The following is a 19,879-nucleotide window of genomic DNA, read 5'->3' on the forward strand; positions in this document are numbered from 1 at the left end:
GGGCGGCTTTCTTGCGTTCATGCGCTCTTGTGCTCATGCGCTCTTGCATTCATGCACATGGCCTTGCTGTCAGCTCGGGCTGGCTGACGGGAAGGCGCCTCAGCGGCAGCGGATGGTCCAGGCGACCTTGTAGCCTTCACCTTCGTGGGTGGCGGCGGCCATCTCGGTATCCTCATTGATGGTGCCGCCTTCCAGCTGGTCGTTGCCTTCGGCTGCCTTGGACATGCTGTCCTGCGGTCCGAAGACACGGGAATCAAGCACGTCGTACTTGTCGCGATCCTGCTCCTCGCAGACTTCCAGAGCGCGTTCCTTGACCTGAGCGATGGCATCGTCACGGTCCTCATCGACGGCGCTGACCTCGTAACGCGTGTCCTGCTTCTCGATCACGCTGGTGTTGCCACAGCCCGCAATGAAGGCGGTTCCGGCGATGGCGACGGTCATGCAAGCGGTGCGCAGGGCGTTGGATGTCATGGTCATGGTCTCTCCTTGGAATGAATCAGGCCAATGGCTCGCAGCGAGACTTCGCTCACGGAGCGAGGGACTGGCGCGAGCGATTGCCATGGCGAAATGGATTATCCATCGTGCTCTGCTGATTGACGTGGGGGCAGTGTCACTGGCTTCAAGTGTGGCGATGCATCGACGCATCCTGTCGGTCAGGCGCGACGACCTCGGTCATGCGCACTGCCACTTTGGTCGTGGCATGTCTCGCATGGGCATGTCGATGCCTCATCTGGACAGCTCACCCGTGGCAAGTGGCCTAGTCTGCAGGGGCCCTTCAGGTCGGACGCCACCGACAGGGGGCGGGTGGTCGGCGTATCGGCAAGTGACGGGAGATGTCGTCAGCGTGCCTGTCTGACGCCGTCCATGCACCAAATCCCATGCCAGCAGGAGCACGTCATGTCAGCCAATGCCAATCGCGGAGTCGTCTACCAGGGAGCGGGGAAGGTGAGTGTCGAATCACTGGACTATCCGACCCTGGCGCTGGGAAATCGCAAGTGTGAACACGGCGTCATTCTCAAGGTCGTCTCGACCAATATCTGTGGTAGCGATCAGCACATGGTGCGTGGCCGGACCACGGCACCCCAGGGCCTGGTGCTGGGCCACGAGATCACCGGACTGGTCGTCGAGGCTGGTCGCGACGTGGAATTCATCAAGGTCGGCGACATCGTCTCGGTCCCGTTCAACATCGCCTGCGGGCGCTGCCGCAACTGCAAGGAAGGCAAGACGGGGATCTGTCTGAACGTCAATCCGGCGCGTCCCGGCGCGGCCTACGGCTATGTCGACATGGGCGGCTGGACTGGCGGGCAGACGGATTACGTCATGGTGCCCTATGCCGACTTCAACCTGCTCAAGTTCCCGGATGCCGATCAGGCGATGGAGAAGATCCGTGATCTGACGCTGCTCTCCGACATCTTCCCGACAGGCTTCCATGGCTGCGTGACTGCAGGGGTCGGGCCGGGCGCCACGGTCTACATCGCGGGTGCCGGGCCGGTCGGGCTGGCGGCGGCGGTGTCTGCCCAGCTGCTGGGGGCGGCCTGCGTCATCGTCGGGGACATGATTCCCGAGCGTTTGCAGCAGGCCGAGAGCTTCGGCTGCGAGACCATCGACCTGCGTCAGGAAGGCTCGATGGAGGACAAGGTCGAGGCGATTCTCGGCGAGCGCGAAGTGGATTGTTTCGTCGATTGCGTCGGCTTCGAGGCGCATGGCTGTGGGTGTGATCATGGGCGTGAGCAGCCGGCGACGGTACTCAACTCGGCAATGGCGCTGACGCGTGCCGGCGGCCAGATCGGCATTCCCGGCCTCTATGTCACCGAAGACCCGGGCGCCGAGGATGAGGCCGCCAAGGTCGGTGCGCTCTCCATGCGCTTCGGACTGGGCTGGGCCAAGTCTCACTCGTTGCACACGGGGCAGTGTCCGGTCATGAAGTATCACCGCCCGCTGATGCAGGCGATCCTGTTCGGGCGCGTCAATATCGCCGATGCGGTCAACGTGCAGGTCATCAGTCTGGAAGAAGCGCCGCAGGGCTACGCGGACTTCGACGGTGGGGCTGCCAAGAAATTCGTCATCGACCCCCATGCCATGGTGCGCAACGGGCGCGCTGCCTGATATCGGGCATGAGAGACCCTTCGTGACAGGAGGCTTTCGCTATAGACGACGCTGCCACGCCCTGTTGACCGGGGCGTGGCAGCGTCGTCTGCATTGTCTGACAGGCGCATGTGAGCACGACAACCTTCAGCGTTTGCAGTGATTCGCGATCAACGTCATCAGGCGGGCGAGTTCCTGCTCGATCCGCTCATCCGGTGCAAGGCCGATATTGAGACGCAGACAATTGCGATAGCGCGCAGATTCGGTAAACCAGGGGCCGATCCGGATATCAAGCTGTGCCTTCTCGGCGGCCTTGCCGAGGGCTCTGGCATCGAGGCCGGGCACCTCGATCCACAGCACCAGGCCACCTTGTGGTTGCGTCACGCGACTGCCCTCGGGCAGATGCTGACTCAGATAGTTGAGGTAGTGGGCCTTGTGCTGGCTGAGCTGGTGACGGACACGTTTGAGGTGACTGGCATAGGCGCCGGAATCGATGAAGTCCGCGACGGCGCACTGTACCAGCGTCGGCACACCCAGCGCGCGCTTGAGATATGGCGGAAGGAATCGACCGGGCCGACACCAGCCCAGTCGGTAGCTCGGTGACAGGGTCTTGGAGACCGAACCACACCAGATGACGAAGCCACCTTCGTCGTGGCAGGCCGTTGGCAGTGGCGGCGCTTCGCGATGGGTGAGCTCGAGATAGACATCATCCTCGATCACCGGCACGCGGTAGTGATTGGCAAGCCTGGCCAGGCGCTGTTTCTGCGCGGGAGTGAGGGTGATGCCCTGGGGATTCATGTGAGTGGTGCAGAACAGCCCGGCCTGCAGCTGACCGTTGGCGAGATGCTGTTCGAACTGATCGAGATCGATGCCTTGTGCACTCGAGGGAATCTCGATGACGTCGAGGGACAGCTGCGAGAGCAGATCCAGCAGGCCGTTGTAGCACGGTGAGCTGACTGCCACCGTGTCGCCGGGTTGCGTGCAGACCTCAAGCGCCGTCCTGACCGCATCCATGCAGCCGTGAGTGATGACCAGCTCCTCACTGCCCAGCGCAAAGCCGGCCTGGGTGAAATGGCTCGCCAAGGCGCTCAACAGTGCGGGTTCGCCTTGCGCGGCGGGATACTGGGTGAGGGTATGCACGGCCCGCTTCATGGCGCGGCGCAGGCTGCGATCCAGTGCCTGCCGGGTCGCCCTGTCCAGCGCCAGATGCGCAGTGCCCAGCGGCCCGCACCGCCTCTGCGTGCGATGGCGATGCGTGGCGGGCGTGATGACTCGGCTTTCGAAGGACTGCCAGGTGGGCGCGGGCATGACACGTGAGGGCTCGGCGATGAAGAATCCCGATTGTGGGCGAGCCATCAGCCAGCCCTGCGATTCCAGCTCCGCATAACAGCTGACCGCCGTCGACACGCTGATGCCGTGCTGGCGAGCAAACTGGCGCAGCGACAGCATGCGATCCCCGGTGCTGAGTCTGCCGGCCTGAATATCCTGAATGCACTTCTCTGCCAGCTGTCGATAGCGTGCCATGAGCGAACTGTACTGGTGGAATGTCCAGAAACTGTATCTGTACGGCCATGGTGCGGCAAGCGAGACTGGCCCTCGTATGCCGCACGTCATTACCGTGATGTTCCACGGTCGCGGACAGCGGCGGTCATTGCCCGTCGTCAAGGGAACCTCGATCAGGAGACACGCCATGCAGGGACGCGATCTATTGCTCATCACCAGCGTGATGGCAATCTGGGGCTTCAACTTCTCGATGATCAAGCTGGGGGTCAGTGACATGGATCCCTTGCTGATCGCCGCGGCGCGCTTCACGTGTGCCACCTTTCCGCTCATCTTCTTCATCCGCAAGCCGCAGGTGCCGTGGCGCTACCTGATGGCCTACGGGCTGGTGTTCGGTACCGGTATCTGGGGCATGGCCTCATGCTCGATCACCTTCGGACTGTCCTCTGGCATGGCGGCGGTCCTGTTGCAGACCGATGTGCTGACCACGGTGCTGGTCGGCGTGCTGCTCTACCGGGAGATCATCTCGCCGCGCATGGCGGCAGGCATTCTGGTCTCGCTGGTGGGGCTGGTGGTCTCCGTCTTCACCACCAACGGCAACGTGACCCTGGCGGGACTTGCCTTCATCCTGCTGGCGGCGATCTGCTGGCCCCTGGCTGGCGTGATTCTGCGCAGCTCCGGCACGCGCACACCTTTCGCCTTCAACCTCTGGGGCATGCTGTTTGCGCCGCTACCGCTGATGGCGTTGAGCGTCGCGATGAATGGCTGGGGGGTGCTGAGTGCCACCTATCAACAGTGGGGGATGGATGCCTGGGTCTCGGTGCTGTTCCAGGCCTATCCGACGACCCTCTTTGGTTACTGGGTCTGGAACCGGATGCTGCTCAAGTATCCGATGAGTCAACTGGCCCCCATGACCTTGCTGGTCTCGGTGTTCGCGTTGCTCAGTGGTTACGCCATCTTTGATGAGCAGTTGTCGCTGGCACAGTGGCTCTCGTGCAGCATCTTCCTGTTCGGGATCGCGCTGGTGCTCTATCCCCCGCGTCGCAAGGCGCTTGCGGCCTGTGGCTGATCGCGGCACTCCTGGCCCGGTGCCTGGCGTGGCCTGGCGCTTGTTGTCAAAGGTGCGCTGCGCTATACCGGTGAGCACATGAGGCCAGCGCGTTGCGCATGGTGCTCTCCGCTCAGATGTCCCCGAACAGGAATGCCCCCATGCACGCTTCCGCTACCAGCGCCGTCGATACCGCCAGCCTGATGCCTCAGCACGCCGACTTCTCCGATTGGCCGAACAGCCGTGAATGGCTGGCGCATCTGATCCATTTCGCGACCGTGTCACGTGACTCGAATCTGGCGTTGATCCATTGCCTGCGTGATGCTCTGGAAGTGGCCGGTGTCAGCGCCGAGATCATTCATGATGATGGCGGTGACAAGGCCAATCTGCTCGCGGTGATCGGCCCTGACGTGGAGGGCGGTGTGGTGCTGTCCGGGCATACCGATGTGGTGCCGGTGGAGGGGCAGGCCTGGGACAGTGATCCCTTCACGCTGCGCGAGGCCGATGGCCGCCTGTATGGGCGGGGCTCATCCGACATGAAGGGCTTCATCGCCTGCTGCATGGCGGCGGTGCCGGCGCTGGTGAGTGCAGCGCGTGATGGCAAGCTTGAAAGGCCTGTGATTTTCGCCTTCTCGTATGATGAAGAAATCGGCTGTCTCGGCGCGCCGCGCATGATCGCGCGTCTGCGTGATCGCCTGCCGCGCCCGGCGGCGGTGCTGGTGGGGGAGCCGACCTTGATGAGCGTCGTCGATGCCCACAAGGGCATCACGGTCATCCGCACCACGGTGACCGGCAAGCCGTCGCATTCCAGTCAGGTCAATCTGGGGGTCAGCGCGATTCATCTGGCGGCACGCATGGTCACCTTCATCGAGGACCGCATGCAGGCGCGCATCGATTGTGGGCATCTCGACGAGCGTTTCGAGGTGCCGCATGCCAGCCTGCATGTCGGGCGCATCGAAGGCGGCACGGCCGTCAACATCACCGCAGGGCAGTGCATCTTCGATTGGGAGTTGCGCCATCTGCCGGGCGAGGATGTCGAGGCGATGCTGGCGGAGATCGATGCCTACGCGGAGCGTCTGCTCGTGCCCTATCGCGAGCGGGCGCCCGAGGTGGCGATCCACAGTGAGCGCACGGTGGAGACGGTGCCGGCGCTGGGGCAGGGCGAACGTGATCCGGCGATCCATCTCTGTCAGCGTCTGCTGGGGGAGGCGCGTGCCAGTCAGGCGGTGACCTATGCCACCGAAGCGGGCCAGTTCCAGCGCGAAGGCTGGCCGACGGTGGTTTGCGGGCCCGGCTCCATCAGCGTGGCCCATCAGGCCAACGAGTACATCGACATCCGCCAGCTGGCGGCCTGTGATCGCTTTCTCGCTCAGCTGGTGCGTGAGCAGCAGACGAGCTGAGTGCGAGGGGCTGGCGTGATGCGGACAGGGTCATAAGCTCACAGGATCACAGGATCACAGGGTCCCCGGGCGTGGCGGTTGCTGCTCCGGTATGGGCAGCAGCATGGCGCTGCAGTGACGCAGCAGGTGATCAGTGAGCTGTTCGAGGGTGCTGCCGCCATGGCGCCAGTGATGCCAGTAGAGCGGGATGTCCAGCGCGTGGTCCGGCGCGATATCGACCAGTTCACCGCTGTCCAGCAGGTGGCGCGCCTGCTGCTCGGGAATCATCCCATAGCCCATGCCACTCAAGGCCAGGTGAACGAAGCCTTCTGAGGAGGGACAGAGGTGATGCGGGAAAGGCTCGTCGAAGCCCATCTCGGCCAGCAGCCGATGCTGCAGACGGTCATCCCGGCCATAGACGATGGCGGGCATGCTGCGCAGTTTCTCGGCAGGCAGACGTGACGGGATGACGCCATCCTCTCCGGCGATGTGGCGGCGCACGAAATCCGGGCTGGCCAATGCGCGATACCGCATGCTGCCCAGCGGGTGTGAGCGAGCCCCCTGGACCGGGCGTGGGGTCGAGCAGATGCAGCCCGCCACCTCGCCATCGCGCATGCGCTTGAGGGCGACCTCCTGATCTTCCACCAGCATGTCCAGCAGCAGCTCGTGCGTCTGACAGAAGGCACCGGTGACCTGTGGCCACCAGGTGGCCAGCGAGTCGGCATTGATGGCGATGCGCAGGCGCTGCTCGCTGTCACCGAGAGCGGGAATCTGATCCAGCAGGTCATGCTCCAGCAGGCGCACCTGCTGCACATGATTGAGCAGACGCCGCCCCAGCGGAGTCGGCCCCAGGCGTGGCGTGCGCACCAGTACCGGCTGACCCAGACGGGCCTCCAGCAGCTTGATGCGCTGCGAGACCGCTGATTGTGTCAGGCCCAGCGCGCGTGCCCCGCGCTCGAAACCTGCCTGGTCGATGACGGCGGCCAGCGCCTCCAGCAGTTTGTAGTCCAGCATCAGAAATCCTTATGAGCCATTCCCTGAATCAATTTCCATGATGTATTCATCCTAGCGTACTCTGCCTGCGGCTGCAGCGCCGGGAAGTCCGGAAGCGCGCCGAAGGCAGACAGGGGCGCAACGCGCTGAATCAGAGAGTCAAGCAAGGGAAGGGCAGTGTCATGTGGTGGTCAGTGTTCAATGGAGCAGGTGTCGGGGCCGGGCTGATCATCGCCATCGGTGCCCAGAATGCCTTCGTGCTGGGTCAGGGGCTCAAGCGCGAACATCAATGGTGGGTCGCGGGGCTCTGTGCGCTGTGTGATTGGCTGCTGATCGTGGCGGGGGTCTTGGGGCTGGGGGCCTTGATGCAGCAATCCCCCATGTTGATGAGCATCGCGCGTTGGGGAGGTGTCGCCTTCCTGCTCTGGCAAGCCGTCAAGGCGCTGGGGCGCATGCGCAGTGGTGGGCAGCTCACGGCGAGTACGGCGCTCAAGGCGAGCCTTGGCAAGGTGCTGATGGCGACGCTGGCGGTGACCTTGCTCAATCCGCAGGTCTATCTGGATACCCTGGTGATGCTGGGTGCCATCGGGGCACAACAGAGCTCGCCGGCGGGCTTCATCGCCGGAGCCAGCCTGGCCTCGATGGTCTGGTTCTTCGGGCTGGTGGCCTGTGCTGGCTGGCTGGCACCCCGCCTGACCAGTCCGCGTGCCTGGCAGGTCATCGAAGCCTTCATCGCGGCCATTCTGCTGGCCGTCGCCTGGCAGCTGGGCAGTGGCGCCTGGCTCTAGCGGCCAACGCAAGACGGGCATGTGGCAGTCGCAGGCGCGACGCGCCGATAGGTGTAAAGAAAGCATGACGCAGTGTCAGGTGCTCGCGGCAGTGAGAGCGCCCCGGGTGAGCAGTGTCGAGATGGCCGTCAGCACTATGGCAGAGTTTCGTTACATGTCTGGCGTGGGGGGAGGCAGGATACGGCACCAATGAGGGCGCAAGGTGCATGGGCAGGGCGGCAGGCAAGGCATAGATTCCCGATAACGGAATCGGGACATCACAGGTGATGTGCGGCGCGTTCGCCTGTCATGAAGGATGTCGCCCGCCTTTCTCTACCTTGCCTGCCTTGTCGGCAGCCTGACTCAGGAGTACCTCATGAACGCACCGGCGCGTATCGAACAGCACAATCCCATCGGCACGGACGGCTTCGAGTTCGTCGAGTTCACGGCACCGGATGCCGCCGGGATCGATGCCCTGCGTGGGCTGTTCTGCCAGCTTGGCTTTACCGAGACGCGGCGTCATCGCTCCAAGCAGGTGTTCCTGTTCCAGCAGCATGGCATCAATGTGGTGCTCAACGCCGAGCCGAACAGCCCCGCGGCACGCTTCGCGGCGATTCATGGCCCGAGTGCCTGTGCGATGGCCTGGCGCGTGGCAGATGCCGAGCAGGCGCATCGCTACGCGCTGGCGCACGGCGCACGCAGTGTCGAGCACCCTGTCGGCCCGGGAGAGGTCGGTATCCCGGCGGTGCAAGGCATCGGCGGCTCGGTGCTGTATTTCGTGGATCATCACCGGGAACGCTCGATCTACGACACCGACTTCGTCGCCATCGAGGGGGCGGTGGAGAATGCCAACAGCGTCGGCCTGCATACGCTGGATCATCTGACGCACAATGTCGGACGCGGCCAGATGGATGTGTGGGCGGACTTCTATGCCCGTATCGCCAACTTCCGCGAGATCCGTTATTTCGATATCGAGGGCAAGATGACCGGGCTCTTCTCGCGAGCCATGACAGCGCCCTGCGGCAAGATGCACATCCCCATCAACGAGTCCGCCGACGACAACTCCCAGATCGCGGAATTCATCCGGGAATACAACGGGGAAGGCATCCAGCATCTGGCGATGGCGACGGATGACATCTATGCCACCGTCAAGGCGCTCAAGGCCAATGGCGTCAAGTTCCTGACCACACCCGAACCCTATTATGAAAAGGTCGATGCACGGGTGCCCAACCATGAAGAGAACGTCGAGGATCTCAAGGCCTTGAGTCTGCTGGTGGATGGCGCACCGGGTGAAGGAATCCTGGTGCAGATCTTCACCGAGACGGTGATCGGGCCGATCTTCTTCGAGATCATCCAACGCAAGGGCAATGACGGTTTCGGTGAAGGCAATTTCAAGGCGCTGTTCGAATCCATCGAGGAAGACCAGATCCGTCGCGGGGTGCTGGAGGGCGAGCGGTGAGCTTCATCGCGAGCAGCGGGCGCTCACCAGAGCTGGCCCGCCGGAGTGGCCGGCTAGCGAGGCCGTCAGCCTGAACCTTCCGCCTGATGAACCTTCCGCCTTGAAACGACGACGCCCCGCCGAGATTCGGCGGGGCGTCGTCGTTTGGTCAACTGGCCTTCATGGCGTCATCACATCGTCGGCACGCGCTGATGGTCGATCACCTGACGCAGCACGAAGCTTGAATGCACGCCGGTGACGCCCTCGATACGGGTGATCTGCTTGAGCAGCAGGTCGTGATAGTCATCCATGTCATTGACGACCACCTTGAGCTGGTAGTCGGCTTCCTGACCGGTGATCAGCAGGCACTCCATCACCTGGGGCAGCGCCGCGATGGTTTCCTCGAAGTTGGCGAAGCGCTCCGGGGTATGGCGGTCCATCGAGATATGCAGCAGCGCCATCAGGCTCAGGCCCAGCTTGCGGGCATCGACCTGTGCCCGATACCCCGTGATCATGCCGCTTTCTTCCAGGGCACGTACCCGGCGCAGGCAAGGTGACGGTGACAGGCCAATGCGCTCGGCGAGCTCCTGATTGCTGATGCGTCCCGACTGCTGGAGTTCGTCAAGAATCCGTCGATCGAAGCGGTCCAGTGTCGGGAGAGAAATGTTCTGGCTCATTTTTCGCAATCCATTGGCGGTGAAGGTGTGAATTATGAAATAAAATGCTTTCAAGATGGCGGTTTAGTGGGTTTTTCGCAATCATGCGCCCCGATATGAAGCATATACTGTAATCACTGTTCAGCGATTCAGATGTTCGACCATCAGGGTCGTGCGAGCAGGCGGACTGGCCACCCTGTCCAGCCCGCTTCCTGCGGAACCCGGCTCGCTTCTGATCGATGCGAGGCCGCTGAGAGGCATTCGACGGTGATCCCGCGATCTCTCCTTCCGCGCTGGCAACCGTGATCCGGAGCCACGTCCTGTCGCAGGTAGCGGCCATGTTCTCTACCTCCGACTTGCTTGCCTGTCGCGCTGGCGGCAAGCTTTCGGATGCGAGGGCCTTGATGCCCTCGTCATCTCACATTTACTCAGGCGCCCCGATTGGGACACTGTTGAGCGGGAAAGGTGCCATCGAATCCGCATCCGGATGTCGAACGTTGCTTTCCACGCCCACCACGCCAAGGACACGACCATGACTGCTGCATCCACGGCAAGTGCTGCCTTCGACCACACCAAATATCGCCCCGTCACGCCTGTCGCGCTGACCGACCGCCAATGGCCGTCGCGTACCGTGACCCAGGCGCCGCTATGGGCCAGTGTCGACCTGCGCGATGGCAACCAGGCGCTGCTTGAGCCGATGACGGTCGAGCAGAAGAAGCTGATGTGGAAGCTGCTGGTCAAGATCGGCCTCAAGGAGATCGAAGTCGGTTTCCCGTCCGCCAGTCAGCTCGATTTCGACTTCGTGCGCTGGTTGATCGAGGAAGACCAGGTGCCTGAAGGTGTCAGCATCCAGGTGCTGGTGCAGGCGCGTGAGCACTTGATCGCCCGTACCTTCGAGTCACTGGTCGGGGCGCGCGATGCCGTGGTGCACGTCTACAACTCCACCTCCACCGTTCAGCGCGAGCGGGTGTTCGAGATGGATCGTGAGGGCATCAAGGCCATCGCCGTCGAAGGTGCGCAGCTGGTCAAGGACTACGCTGCGCGTTACCCGGACACCCACTGGGTGTTCCAGTACTCGCCGGAGAGCTTCACCTCCACCGAGATGGATTACGCCGTCGAGGTCTGTGAGGCGGTGATGGATGTCTGGCAGCCGACGCCGGAAAATCGCTGCATCCTCAACCTGCCGGCCACGGTGGAAGTGGGCCCGGCCAATCACTTCGCCGATCAGGTCGAGTACTTCATCAAGCACCTCAGTCGTCGTGAGTGCGCAATCATCTCGCTGCACACCCACAACGACCGTGGCGGTGCCGCGGCCGCTGCCGAACTTGGTCTGCTGGCCGGTGCCGACCGCATCGAAGGCACGCTGCTGGGCAATGGTGAGCGTACCGGCAACATGGACCTGATCACGCTGGCGATGAATCTCTACAGCCAGGGGATCGACCCGGAGCTGGATCTCTCCAATCCGGACGAGATCATCCAGGTCTACACCGAGTGCACCAATCTGCCGGTGCATCCGCGCCACCCGTGGGTCGGGGAGCTGGTCTACACCGCCTTCTCCGGCAGCCATCAGGACGCGATTCGCAAGTGCCTCAAGAAGCAGCAGGCGGACGAGCCGTGGCAGGTCGCCTACCTGCCCATCGACCCGCAGGATCTTGGCCGCGACTTCCAGGCGGTGATTCGCGTCAACAGCCAGTCCGGCAAGGGCGGCATGGCCTTCCTGCTCGAACGCGATCACGGCATCAGCCTGCCGCGCTGGATGAGCCTCGAGCTCGCCCCGCACGTGCAGAAGGCCAGCGAGCAGGTCAGTGGTGAGCTGTCCAGCAACCAGATCCGCGCGATTCTCGATGCCAGCTTCAAGCGCGAGGCACCGCTGAGTCTCAAGGGCTATCGACTGGATCGTGAGGGGGCCGAGCAGCTCACCGCGACACTGATTGACGAGAAGGGTGAGCAGATTGCCCTGGCCGGTGAAGGCAACGGTGCCATCTCCGCCTTCATGGATGCCTGGCAGCGCCACACCGGTGCCACCGTCAGCGTGGTGGACTACGGCGAGCATGCGCTCGGGGAAGGCAGTGACGCCGTGGCGGTGGCCTTCGTGATGCTCAATCTCGATGGCAAGCGCGTCTGCGGCATGGCCGAGGATGGTGACACCGTGAGCGCGTCACTCAAGGCGGTGCTGTCGGCGGTCAATCGCGGCCTGGAAAGCAGTGCACGCAGTGAAGCGGAACGTGCCGAAGAGGCGGGTCCCGTCGCCGTCTGACGGCAATGAGCGACACGAGCGTCCACGAAAGGCGGAAATCCTGCTTGCAGTGACGGTCCACGAAGCCCTCGCCCCTTGCGGCGAGGGCTTCGTCGTTTCTGAAGGCCGATCACTCCCCAGCCCAGTCATGGCAAGGGGTGAGCGCAATGTCAGTAGCTGATAACCCCGGCCTTGGCATGGCGAGCGGATATAGACTTTTGTCGGAAGTTGTCTGACGAGTCAATATCCGGACTTGCACCGGTGCCATCCCTGCGTATCATCGCTGCATCCGCGTAAATGATAACGATCTGGTGGTACAACGGATTCGAGAGCACAACAATTCCAAGCGGTGCAAGGGCAACCCCCCTGAGTGACGAGACAATGGATGTGTCCCCATCCCCTCGTCGGTCGGGATTCGCCGGTGCACCTCTCGTTCAGGAGGTCCGCTAGAACAACCCACAACTACTCATCGGTATCGCATGATTCAACTTGATGCTATCACTACCCTGCTGCTGGCGGCGCTTGTCCTCGTCGTCGGTCATCTGATTGTCGAGCGCGTACGCGTGCTGCGCGAGTTCAACATCCCCGAACCTGTGGTCGGCGGTCTCATCGCCACCCTCATCGTCACCGGCCTGCGTGGCCTGGGCTACGAGTTCCAGTTCTTCGCCGGTCTCCAGACCCCCTTCATGTTGCTGTTCTTCGGCTCGGTCGGCCTGTCGGCGGACGTCCGCATGATTCGTGCCGGCGGCAGCAAGCTGATCCTGTTCCTCGTGCTGGTCATCGGCCTGCTCATCCTGCAAAACCTGCTGGGTGTCGGTGTTGCCAGCCTGTTTGGCCTCGACCCGGTGCTGGGGCTGCTCGGCGGTTCCATCACCATGTCCGGTGGTCACGGTACAGGGGCTGCCTGGGCCAACGTCTTCGCCGATGAATATGGCATCAATGGCGCGATGGAAGTCGCGATGGCCTGTGCCACCTTCGGGCTGGTGTTCGGGTCGCTGATCGGTGGGCCGACGGCACGTTTCCTGATCAATCGCATGAAGCGTGAAGGACAGGACATCAATGCCCAGGTCAGCGATTCCGAGTATGACGAGACGGAAGTCCAGCACCCGCTGAATACCGCCAATGCTCTGAAAACGCTCTTCATGTTGCTGCTCGGGGTCGTCAGCGGTCAGCAGCTGCAGGCTCTCACGGCGGATACGGCCTTCTCGCTGCCGACCTTCGTGTGGGTGCTGTTCAGCTGTATCGTCATCGGCAACGTGGTGCGCGCCTTCGGCGACAAGCACCTCAATACCCATGCCGTGGATGTGCTGGGCAACATCAGTCTGTCCATCTTCCTGGCACTGGCACTGATGACGCTCAAGCTCTGGGATCTGGCCAATCTGGCACTGCCGATTCTGGCCATCCTGCTGGCACAGGTCGCGCTGGTGTTCCTCTACACCACCCAGGTCACCTTCCGCCTGATGGGCAAGAACTACGACGCTGCGGTGCTGGTCGCGGGTAACTGTGGTTTCGGCATGGGCGCCACGCCGACGGCGATCGCCAACATGCAGGCGGTCACGCAGCACCACGGGCCGTCGCGTCTGGCCTTCATCATCGTGCCGGTGGTGGGTGGCTTCCTGATCGATATCGCCAACTCGCTGATCATCAAGGGCTTCCTCGGCTTCTTCTGAACATGACAGCAGGTGTCATGATGAGATGTTGCAGAATCTGCCTGGCATGAACGACAACGCCGGACTCCATGGGAGTCCGGCGTTGTCGTTTCGGGGGATCCCCCTTGCGGCGCGAGTGATGGGTCACGTCACGCTGTCAGGGAATCAGCTCCACAGTGCCATGATCAGGCCATAGGCCAGCAGCGTGACCACCACGGTGCCTGCCAGGTTCAGGAAGAAGCCGGCGCGCATCATGGTCTGGATCTTGAGGTGCCCGGTGGCGAACACGATGGCGTTGGGTGGCGTGGCCACCGGCATCATGAAGGCGCAGCTGGCCGCGATGGCCGCCGGCACGGTGATCAGCAGCGGGTCGATGTCCAGCGACAGCGCAAGCGCGCCCAGCAGGGGCAGGAAGGCGGCGGCCGTCGCGGTATTGGACGTGACCTCGGTCAGGAAGATGATCACCAGTACCACGATGCCCACGAGCCCGATGAGCGGCAGCACGCTGAACATCGACAGCTGTCCGGCGATCCACTCCGCCAGACCCGAGCTCTTGATGACGCCCGCCAGTGCCAGTCCCCCCCCGAACAGCAGCAATACGCCCCAGGGCAGGTCACGCGCGTCTTCCCACACCAGCAGGCGACGACCGCGTGAGGTGCCGGAGGGAATCGCGAACAGCCCGACGCCGATGGCCATGGCGATGCCGGTATCCGACAGCCACTCAAGGCCGCTCTGATTGATCAGCGGGCGGAACATCCACAGCAGGGCGGCTACCAGGAAGGCGATGCCGACACGTTTCTCGGCGCTGCTCATGACACCCAGTGCCTTGAGCTCACGCTTTATCATCTCGCCACTGTCCGAAGTCTCGGATGCGAAGGAGAAGGGCGTGCGCGTCAACCACCACCAGGTGATGGTGCACATCGCGATGGCCACCGGCAGGCCGACGACCATCCACTGGGCGAAGCCGATCTCGATGCCCTGGTCACTGGACAGGTAACCCGCCAGCAGGGCATTCGGCGGCGTACCGATCAGTGTCGCGATACCGCCAAGGCTGGCGGAGTAGGCGATGGCCAGCAGCAGGGCGGCGGCGTAGCGCTTCAGCTCCGGGTCGTCGCTGTCGCGCTCATCCCGGCCACTGGACATCAGGCTGACCACTGACATGCCGATGGGCAGCATCATGATGCTGGTCGCGGTATTGGATACCCACATGCTGATGAAGCCGGTGGCGATCATGAAACCGGCGATCTGACGGCGGGGTGAATGGCCGGCAAGCTTCAGCGTATGCAGGGCCACGCGGCGATGCAGGTCCCAGCGCTGCATGGCGATCCCGAGCAGGAAGCCACCGAGGAACAGATAGATGGTCGGATTGGCATAGGCTGCCGTGGTGCTCTTGATGTCGTCGATGCCGAGTGCGGGCACCAGCACGATGGGCAACAGCGATGTCACCGGTATCGGCAATGCTTCGGTGGCCCACCAGGTCGCCATCAACAGCGCCAGACCCACGCAGAGCCAGGCGGTGTCCGGCATGTCGCCCGGGGCAGGGGTCAGCCAGGTCAGCAGCAGCAGGAGCGGACCGAGTATCAGACCGATACGCGCCGCAAGTGGCGCTTGTGGCGGCGTGGAGGATTGATCAACGACGTGATCGGTAGGTTGTTCAGGCATGTCGACTCCAGAGAAGCCCGCTGGCGACAGGCTTCCTCATCATGTTGGTCATCGTGTTGTTGGTATGGGTCATGGTAGGTGATGGCACGTTGTCGTGTTGGCGTTGTTCACTGCACGGCATGCATTCGTTCCTGAACGGGAGGTCATGCACGTCGTGTCATGCTGCCTGCGTCGGTCGATCGCCGCCGAGAGTCGGTCAGGTGGGGCTTTCGGGCCGGCAGGCGGCGCCATTGTCTCAGCATTGCGCCACGGCTCAATAGCCTTCATTGCCTGTTTCGAAACTCCCGTGGGTGAAACCTTGACGCCGCGCAAGCGCGACGCTCGATCCGAGGCGCTCAGGTCGCGTGCGAGGCCTTGCGTGACGCCATCCTGCACGGGTCAGGTTGCTGTCTGGCGACAGACGCTGTCGTTGGCTGTGGACTTGTGAGCGCAAGGGCTGGAAGGTAGGGTTAGCAGCCATGAACGGGGCCGGCGCAGGTCAACTGCGCGGCCCACTGTCGCGTTACTTTCACAAGGAAGATGATGGATGATTCTGGTCACGGGTGGTGCAGGCTACATCGGGTCTCATACGGTATTGGCGCTCATGGAGGCCGGCCATCAGGTGCTGGTGCTGGACAACCTGTCCAATGCCAGCGAAGCCTCCCTCGCGCGTGTGGCGACGCTTGCCGGACGCGAAGTGCCGTTCGTCGAAGGGGATATCCGCAACGGCGCGCTGCTCGACAGCCTGTTCGAGCGTCATGATATCGAGGCCGTGGTCCACTTCGCCGGGCTCAAGGCGGTGGGCGAGAGCGTCGCCAAGCCGCTGGCCTACTACGACAACAACGTCAATGGCACCCTGGTGCTGTGTGATGCCATGGCGCGGGCCGGCGTCAAGCGTATCGTGTTCTCTTCCTCCGCCACCGTGTATGGCGATCCGGCGTCCACGCCGATCCGTGAAGACTTCCCGACGTCCGCGACCAACCCCTACGGCCGCTCCAAGCTGATGGTCGAGGAAGTGCTGCGTGACCTGTCCGTGGCGGATGACAGCTGGCGCATCGCGCTGCTGCGCTATTTCAATCCGGTGGGTGCCCACGAGTCCGGTACCATCGGTGAGGACCCCAACGGCATCCCCAACAACCTGGTGCCCTATATCAGCCAGGTGGCGGTGGGTCGCCTTGAAGAGCTGGCCGTGTTCGGTGATGACTATCCGACGCCGGATGGCACCGGGGTGCGTGACTACATCCACGTCGTCGACCTGGCCGATGGCCACCTCAAGGCGCTGGACTATCTGGCCGGTGATGCGCGTGATGGCGTCCACACCTACAACCTGGGCACCGGCACTGGCTATAGCGTGCTGGACATGGTCAAGGCCTTCGAGAAGGCCAGCGGTCGCCCGGTGCCTTATCGCATCGCGCCGCGGCGTTCCGGTGATATCGCCGAATGCTGGGCGGAGCCGGACAAGGCCTTCAAGGAATTGAAGTGGAAGGCGGAGCTGGGGCTGGATCGCATGATGGCTGACAGCTGGCGTTGGCAGTCACGCAACCCCAATGGCTATCGCAGCAACTGAAGCAGGCATAGCAGCACCGATTGAGATGGGCGTGCGAGTGAGCTCGCACCCCGTCATCAATGGCTTCCTGGAAGCGGCCGTGGGCAGAATCCGCGGCCGCTTTTGCGTATGATGGCCCCGAGCTGAAAGCCGCGTGCTGACTCCCTTGAATTATCTGCGAGACTTCCATGAATCAGTCTGATGTCACCCCTGATCTTGAACTTCTGACGGCCATCGAGACGCTCTGCCGTGAAGCGGGGCAGGCGATACTCGCCGTTGCGCAGGGCGGCGATCTCGAGACACGCGCCAAGGCCGATGACAGTCCGGTGACGGCCGCGGATCTTGCGGCACACCGTGTGCTGGTGGAGGGGCTGGCCCGCCTGACGCCGCAGATTCCGGTGCTCTCCGAGGAAAGCGACAAGGCGGATATCGTGGCGCGCCGTGACTGGCAGACCTTCTGGCTGGTGGACCCGCTGGATGGCACCCGCGAGTTCGTCAACGGCAGTGGCGAATACACCGTCAATGTCGCCTTGATCCAGGGGACGCGCAGCGTGCTGGGCGTGGTGGATGCGCCGGTGCTCAGGGCGACCTGGAGCGGGCTTGATGGCGTGGGCGCGTTTCGCGAGGACGCCAATGGACGAACGGCCATTCGCGTCAGCCCGGAGCCCGAGGTGTTGAGAGTCGTGGCCAGCAAGTCGCATCTCGATGCTCAGACGGCGGCGCTGATCGAGCGTCTGACGCCGGTCGAGACCGTCAGCTGCGGCAGTTCGCTGAAATTCTGTCGTATCGCGGAAGGCGACGCGGATCTCTACCCGCGCTATGCCCCGACCTGCGAGTGGGACACCGCCGCGGCGCAGGCCGTGCTGGAAGCGGCGGGCGGGTGTGTCTTCGATGCGCAGAGCCTGACCGATGGTCAGCCGGATGTCCTGCGTTACAACGCGCGTGACACCCTCAGAAATCCTTTCTTCATTGCCTGTGGCCAGTCTGACGGCCGCTGGCGCCAGGTGCTGGAGTGCTGACGCTTGCGCCTGAGCGAGATGACTCATGATGCGTGAAACCCATGACAATGAGCGGCCCGGGGCCGGTGGTGGCAAAGGCATGCTGCGCCGCGCGGGGCGTGCTCTCTTTGCCAGACGCGCCGATGGCGGTGTCGCCGGTGGGCTGATCAGCGCCGTGCTGCTGTCATCGCTGGCCAGTCTGGTGCCATTGATCTACCACGGGCTGCTCGAGGGTGGTCTGATCCTTATCGGCAACCTGCTGCTGTGGCCGTGTCTGCTGGCGGCAGCCCATCGCCCACGCTGGCGCTGGCCGGCACTTGGCCTGATGGCCGCACTGGGCGTCAATCTCTCGGCCAGTGTGGTCAGCGCCGTCTATTACGATTCGCGCTATGGCCTGGCCTTCGCGCTGAGTTCGCTGGATACCAGTCGCAGCGAGTCGATGGCGATGCTGTTCAAGTTCCCGCTGGCACTCATCGTGCCGCTGGGGTTCTTTCTGCTGGCCCTGTCACTGGCCAATCGCCATGGGGCGGGGTTGGCTCGCGCCCGGCTGGGGGGGCGCAGCGGAATCGCCTTCGTGCTCTGGATGCTGATGCTGCTGGCTGGTAGCTGGCAGTGGGGGCGTGCCAGCGTGCCGCTGGCCATCACCACGCTGTCGGTATCGCCGGGCTGGAACCTGGCCACCACCTCACATGCCTGGTGGGAAAAGGAGCGTTTCAAGGCACTGATGGCGGATGACTACGATTTCGGCAAGGTCACGCTCAGCCCTGAAGTGCCGGATGATGCGGTCTTCGTGCTGGTGATCGGTGAGTCCCAGCGGCGTGATCAGCTGTCGCTCTACGGGTATTCGCGTCCGACCACGCCCAATCTCGACGCCCGTCGTGATCAGCTGGTGGTCTTTGACCAGGCCATCGCGCCGGCGCCGCAGACGGTGCTGGCGGTGCCGATGCTTTCCAGTCTGATGGACCCGCGCACCTTCTCGCCGCGCTATCTGGATGCCAACCTGATTTCACTGGCCAATCAGGCCGGCATGCATACGGAGTGGCTGTCGCGTCAGGGGCTCGATATCACCTCCGAGCGCACCTGGATCACCGCCATCGCCCAGCGTGCCGACGTCGCCAGAACCATCATGACGGAGTACGACGACGGACTGCTGGATGCACTCGATGAGGCACTGGCGCGCAAGGTCAAGGGGCCGCGACTGATCGTGCTGCATCTGTACGGCAGCCATCCGCCGGCCAGCCTGCAGTACCCCGACTCGCTGCGTTACTTCCTGACACCAGACAGTACCTCGCCGCTGACCGATGCCTATGATGACAGCATCCGCTTCACGGACCAGGTGCTTGAGGGCGTCTTCCAACGTCTCGAGGGTCGCCACGCCGGCGTGCTCTACCTTTCCGATCATGGTCTTGAGCATGATCCGCTCAGCGATGCCTACGTGCATGGCGGTGATCGCCCCAGCCAGGCGCCTTATCGCATTCCCCTGTGGCTTTGGCAGGCGGGGCGTGGTCCCAATCCCGAGCGTGAGATGGTGCATCTGCGCGAGCATGCCCGTCAGCCGTTCGCCAGTTTTGATCTTCCCTATCTGGCCAGTGACTGGATGGGAATCCACTTCTCGGGGGACAAGCCATGTCTGTCACCCTGGTCGGCCTGCTATCAGCCGCGCGAGCGCCATCCAGTGCTGGATCAACTGGGGCGTCTGAACTTCTTCGAGGATCTGCCGTCGGACTTCCTTGCCCGGCCGCTGGCCCCCGGTGCCGAAGAACTGGAAGAGGCCGTGGAGGCCACGACGCGTCTGCTGGAAAGTCCAGATGGCTTGCTCGACAGCGCTTCGGATGGCGCGTCATCCGCTCGTGCACAATCTTCTGGCGTGACGGCGAGGGAAACCTCCGCGCCGATCACCCTGTCACCCCCTTCACTACCCTCAGAGACACCCAAGGACTGAC

At 63.2% G+C, this 19,879-nt stretch carries 15 protein-coding genes; 10 read left to right on the top strand and 5 right to left on the bottom strand.

The genetic code is table 11. The features are described from left to right. Positions 1–99 precede the first annotated feature (99 nt). Complete coding sequence (locus tag PJK54_RS03350; RefSeq protein WP_077374692.1) at positions 100–477, bottom strand: hypothetical protein; 378 nt, start codon at positions 475–477, stop codon at positions 100–102. Positions 478–897: 420 nt separating this feature from the next. Here PJK54_RS03350 and fdhA point away from each other — a divergent pair, with 420 nt between their 5' ends. Then, on the top strand, positions 898–2,106 hold the full coding sequence (gene fdhA / locus PJK54_RS03355; RefSeq protein WP_084208117.1) for a formaldehyde dehydrogenase, glutathione-independent: 1,209 nt from the start codon (positions 898–900) through the stop codon (positions 2,104–2,106). Between the two features lie 126 nt (positions 2,107–2,232). Here fdhA and PJK54_RS03360 read toward each other — a convergent pair whose 3' ends face one another. Next, positions 2,233–3,609, bottom strand: coding sequence for an aminotransferase-like domain-containing protein (locus tag PJK54_RS03360; RefSeq protein WP_271302238.1), 1,377 nt, complete (start codon positions 3,607–3,609; stop codon positions 2,233–2,235). Positions 3,610–3,775: 166 nt separating this feature from the next. On the opposite strand from PJK54_RS03360, the gene PJK54_RS03365 reads away from it, so the two are divergent. Both PJK54_RS03365 and argE read left to right on the top strand, forming a co-directional pair. Then, entirely contained in the window at positions 3,776–4,654 is an 879-nt protein-coding gene (locus PJK54_RS03365) for an EamA family transporter (RefSeq protein ID WP_271302239.1), read from the top strand. A gap of 140 nt (positions 4,655–4,794) precedes the next feature. Continuing rightward, positions 4,795–6,033: an acetylornithine deacetylase gene (gene argE / locus PJK54_RS03370; RefSeq protein WP_308478074.1), complete on the top strand. Its 1,239-nt coding sequence runs from the start codon at positions 4,795–4,797 to the stop codon at positions 6,031–6,033. A gap of 54 nt (positions 6,034–6,087) precedes the next feature. On the opposite strand, the gene PJK54_RS03375 is transcribed toward argE, so the two are convergent. Next, on the bottom strand, positions 6,088–7,026 hold the full coding sequence (locus tag PJK54_RS03375) for a LysR family transcriptional regulator ArgP (protein WP_077374680.1): 939 nt from the start codon (positions 7,024–7,026) through the stop codon (positions 6,088–6,090). Between the two features lie 161 nt (positions 7,027–7,187). Here PJK54_RS03375 and PJK54_RS03380 point away from each other — a divergent pair, with 161 nt between their 5' ends. Then, a complete protein-coding gene (locus tag PJK54_RS03380) occupies positions 7,188–7,793 on the top strand; it encodes a LysE/ArgO family amino acid transporter (RefSeq protein WP_077374677.1) in 606 nt (201 codons plus the stop codon). Between the two features lie 355 nt (positions 7,794–8,148). Then, on the top strand, positions 8,149–9,231 hold the full coding sequence (gene hppD, locus PJK54_RS03385; protein ID WP_271302240.1) for a 4-hydroxyphenylpyruvate dioxygenase: 1,083 nt from the start codon (positions 8,149–8,151) through the stop codon (positions 9,229–9,231). A 170-nt stretch (positions 9,232–9,401) separates the two neighbouring features. Here hppD and PJK54_RS03390 read toward each other — a convergent pair whose 3' ends face one another. Then, positions 9,402–9,887: an Lrp/AsnC family transcriptional regulator gene (locus PJK54_RS03390; RefSeq protein ID WP_077374671.1), complete on the bottom strand. Its 486-nt coding sequence runs from the start codon at positions 9,885–9,887 to the stop codon at positions 9,402–9,404. Between the two features lie 511 nt (positions 9,888–10,398). Here PJK54_RS03390 and leuA point away from each other — a divergent pair. Both leuA and gltS read left to right on the top strand, forming a co-directional pair. Beyond that, positions 10,399–12,123 (top strand): 2-isopropylmalate synthase, encoded by a 1,725-nt coding sequence (gene leuA / locus PJK54_RS03395; RefSeq protein WP_271302241.1) that lies wholly within the window; start codon positions 10,399–10,401, stop codon positions 12,121–12,123. A 458-nt stretch (positions 12,124–12,581) separates the two neighbouring features. Further along, positions 12,582–13,772, top strand: a complete 1,191-nt coding sequence (gene gltS, locus PJK54_RS03400) for a sodium/glutamate symporter (RefSeq protein ID WP_077374665.1) — start codon at positions 12,582–12,584, stop codon at positions 13,770–13,772. 144 nt (positions 13,773–13,916) lie between these two features. Here gltS and PJK54_RS03405 read toward each other — a convergent pair whose 3' ends face one another. Then, complete coding sequence (locus tag PJK54_RS03405; protein ID WP_271302242.1) at positions 13,917–15,413, bottom strand: SLC13 family permease; 1,497 nt, start codon at positions 15,411–15,413, stop codon at positions 13,917–13,919. Between the two features lie 526 nt (positions 15,414–15,939). On the opposite strand from PJK54_RS03405, the gene galE reads away from it, so the two are divergent. From galE to PJK54_RS03420, 3 genes are all read left to right on the top strand, one after another. After that, complete coding sequence (gene galE, locus PJK54_RS03410) at positions 15,940–16,959, top strand: UDP-glucose 4-epimerase GalE (protein WP_084208121.1); 1,020 nt, start codon at positions 15,940–15,942, stop codon at positions 16,957–16,959. Positions 16,960–17,126: 167 nt separating this feature from the next. Further along, positions 17,127–17,957, top strand: a complete 831-nt coding sequence (cysQ, locus tag PJK54_RS03415; protein WP_077374657.1) for a 3'(2'),5'-bisphosphate nucleotidase CysQ — start codon at positions 17,127–17,129, stop codon at positions 17,955–17,957. A gap of 25 nt (positions 17,958–17,982) precedes the next feature. Continuing rightward, positions 17,983–19,878, top strand: coding sequence for a phosphoethanolamine transferase (locus PJK54_RS03420; RefSeq protein ID WP_271302243.1), 1,896 nt, complete (start codon positions 17,983–17,985; stop codon positions 19,876–19,878). Position 19,879: the final 1 nt, after the last annotated feature.

The sequence above is a fragment of the Cobetia sp. MMG027 genome (assembly GCF_027947415.1).
GTDB lineage: Bacteria > Pseudomonadota > Gammaproteobacteria > Pseudomonadales > Halomonadaceae > Cobetia > Cobetia marina.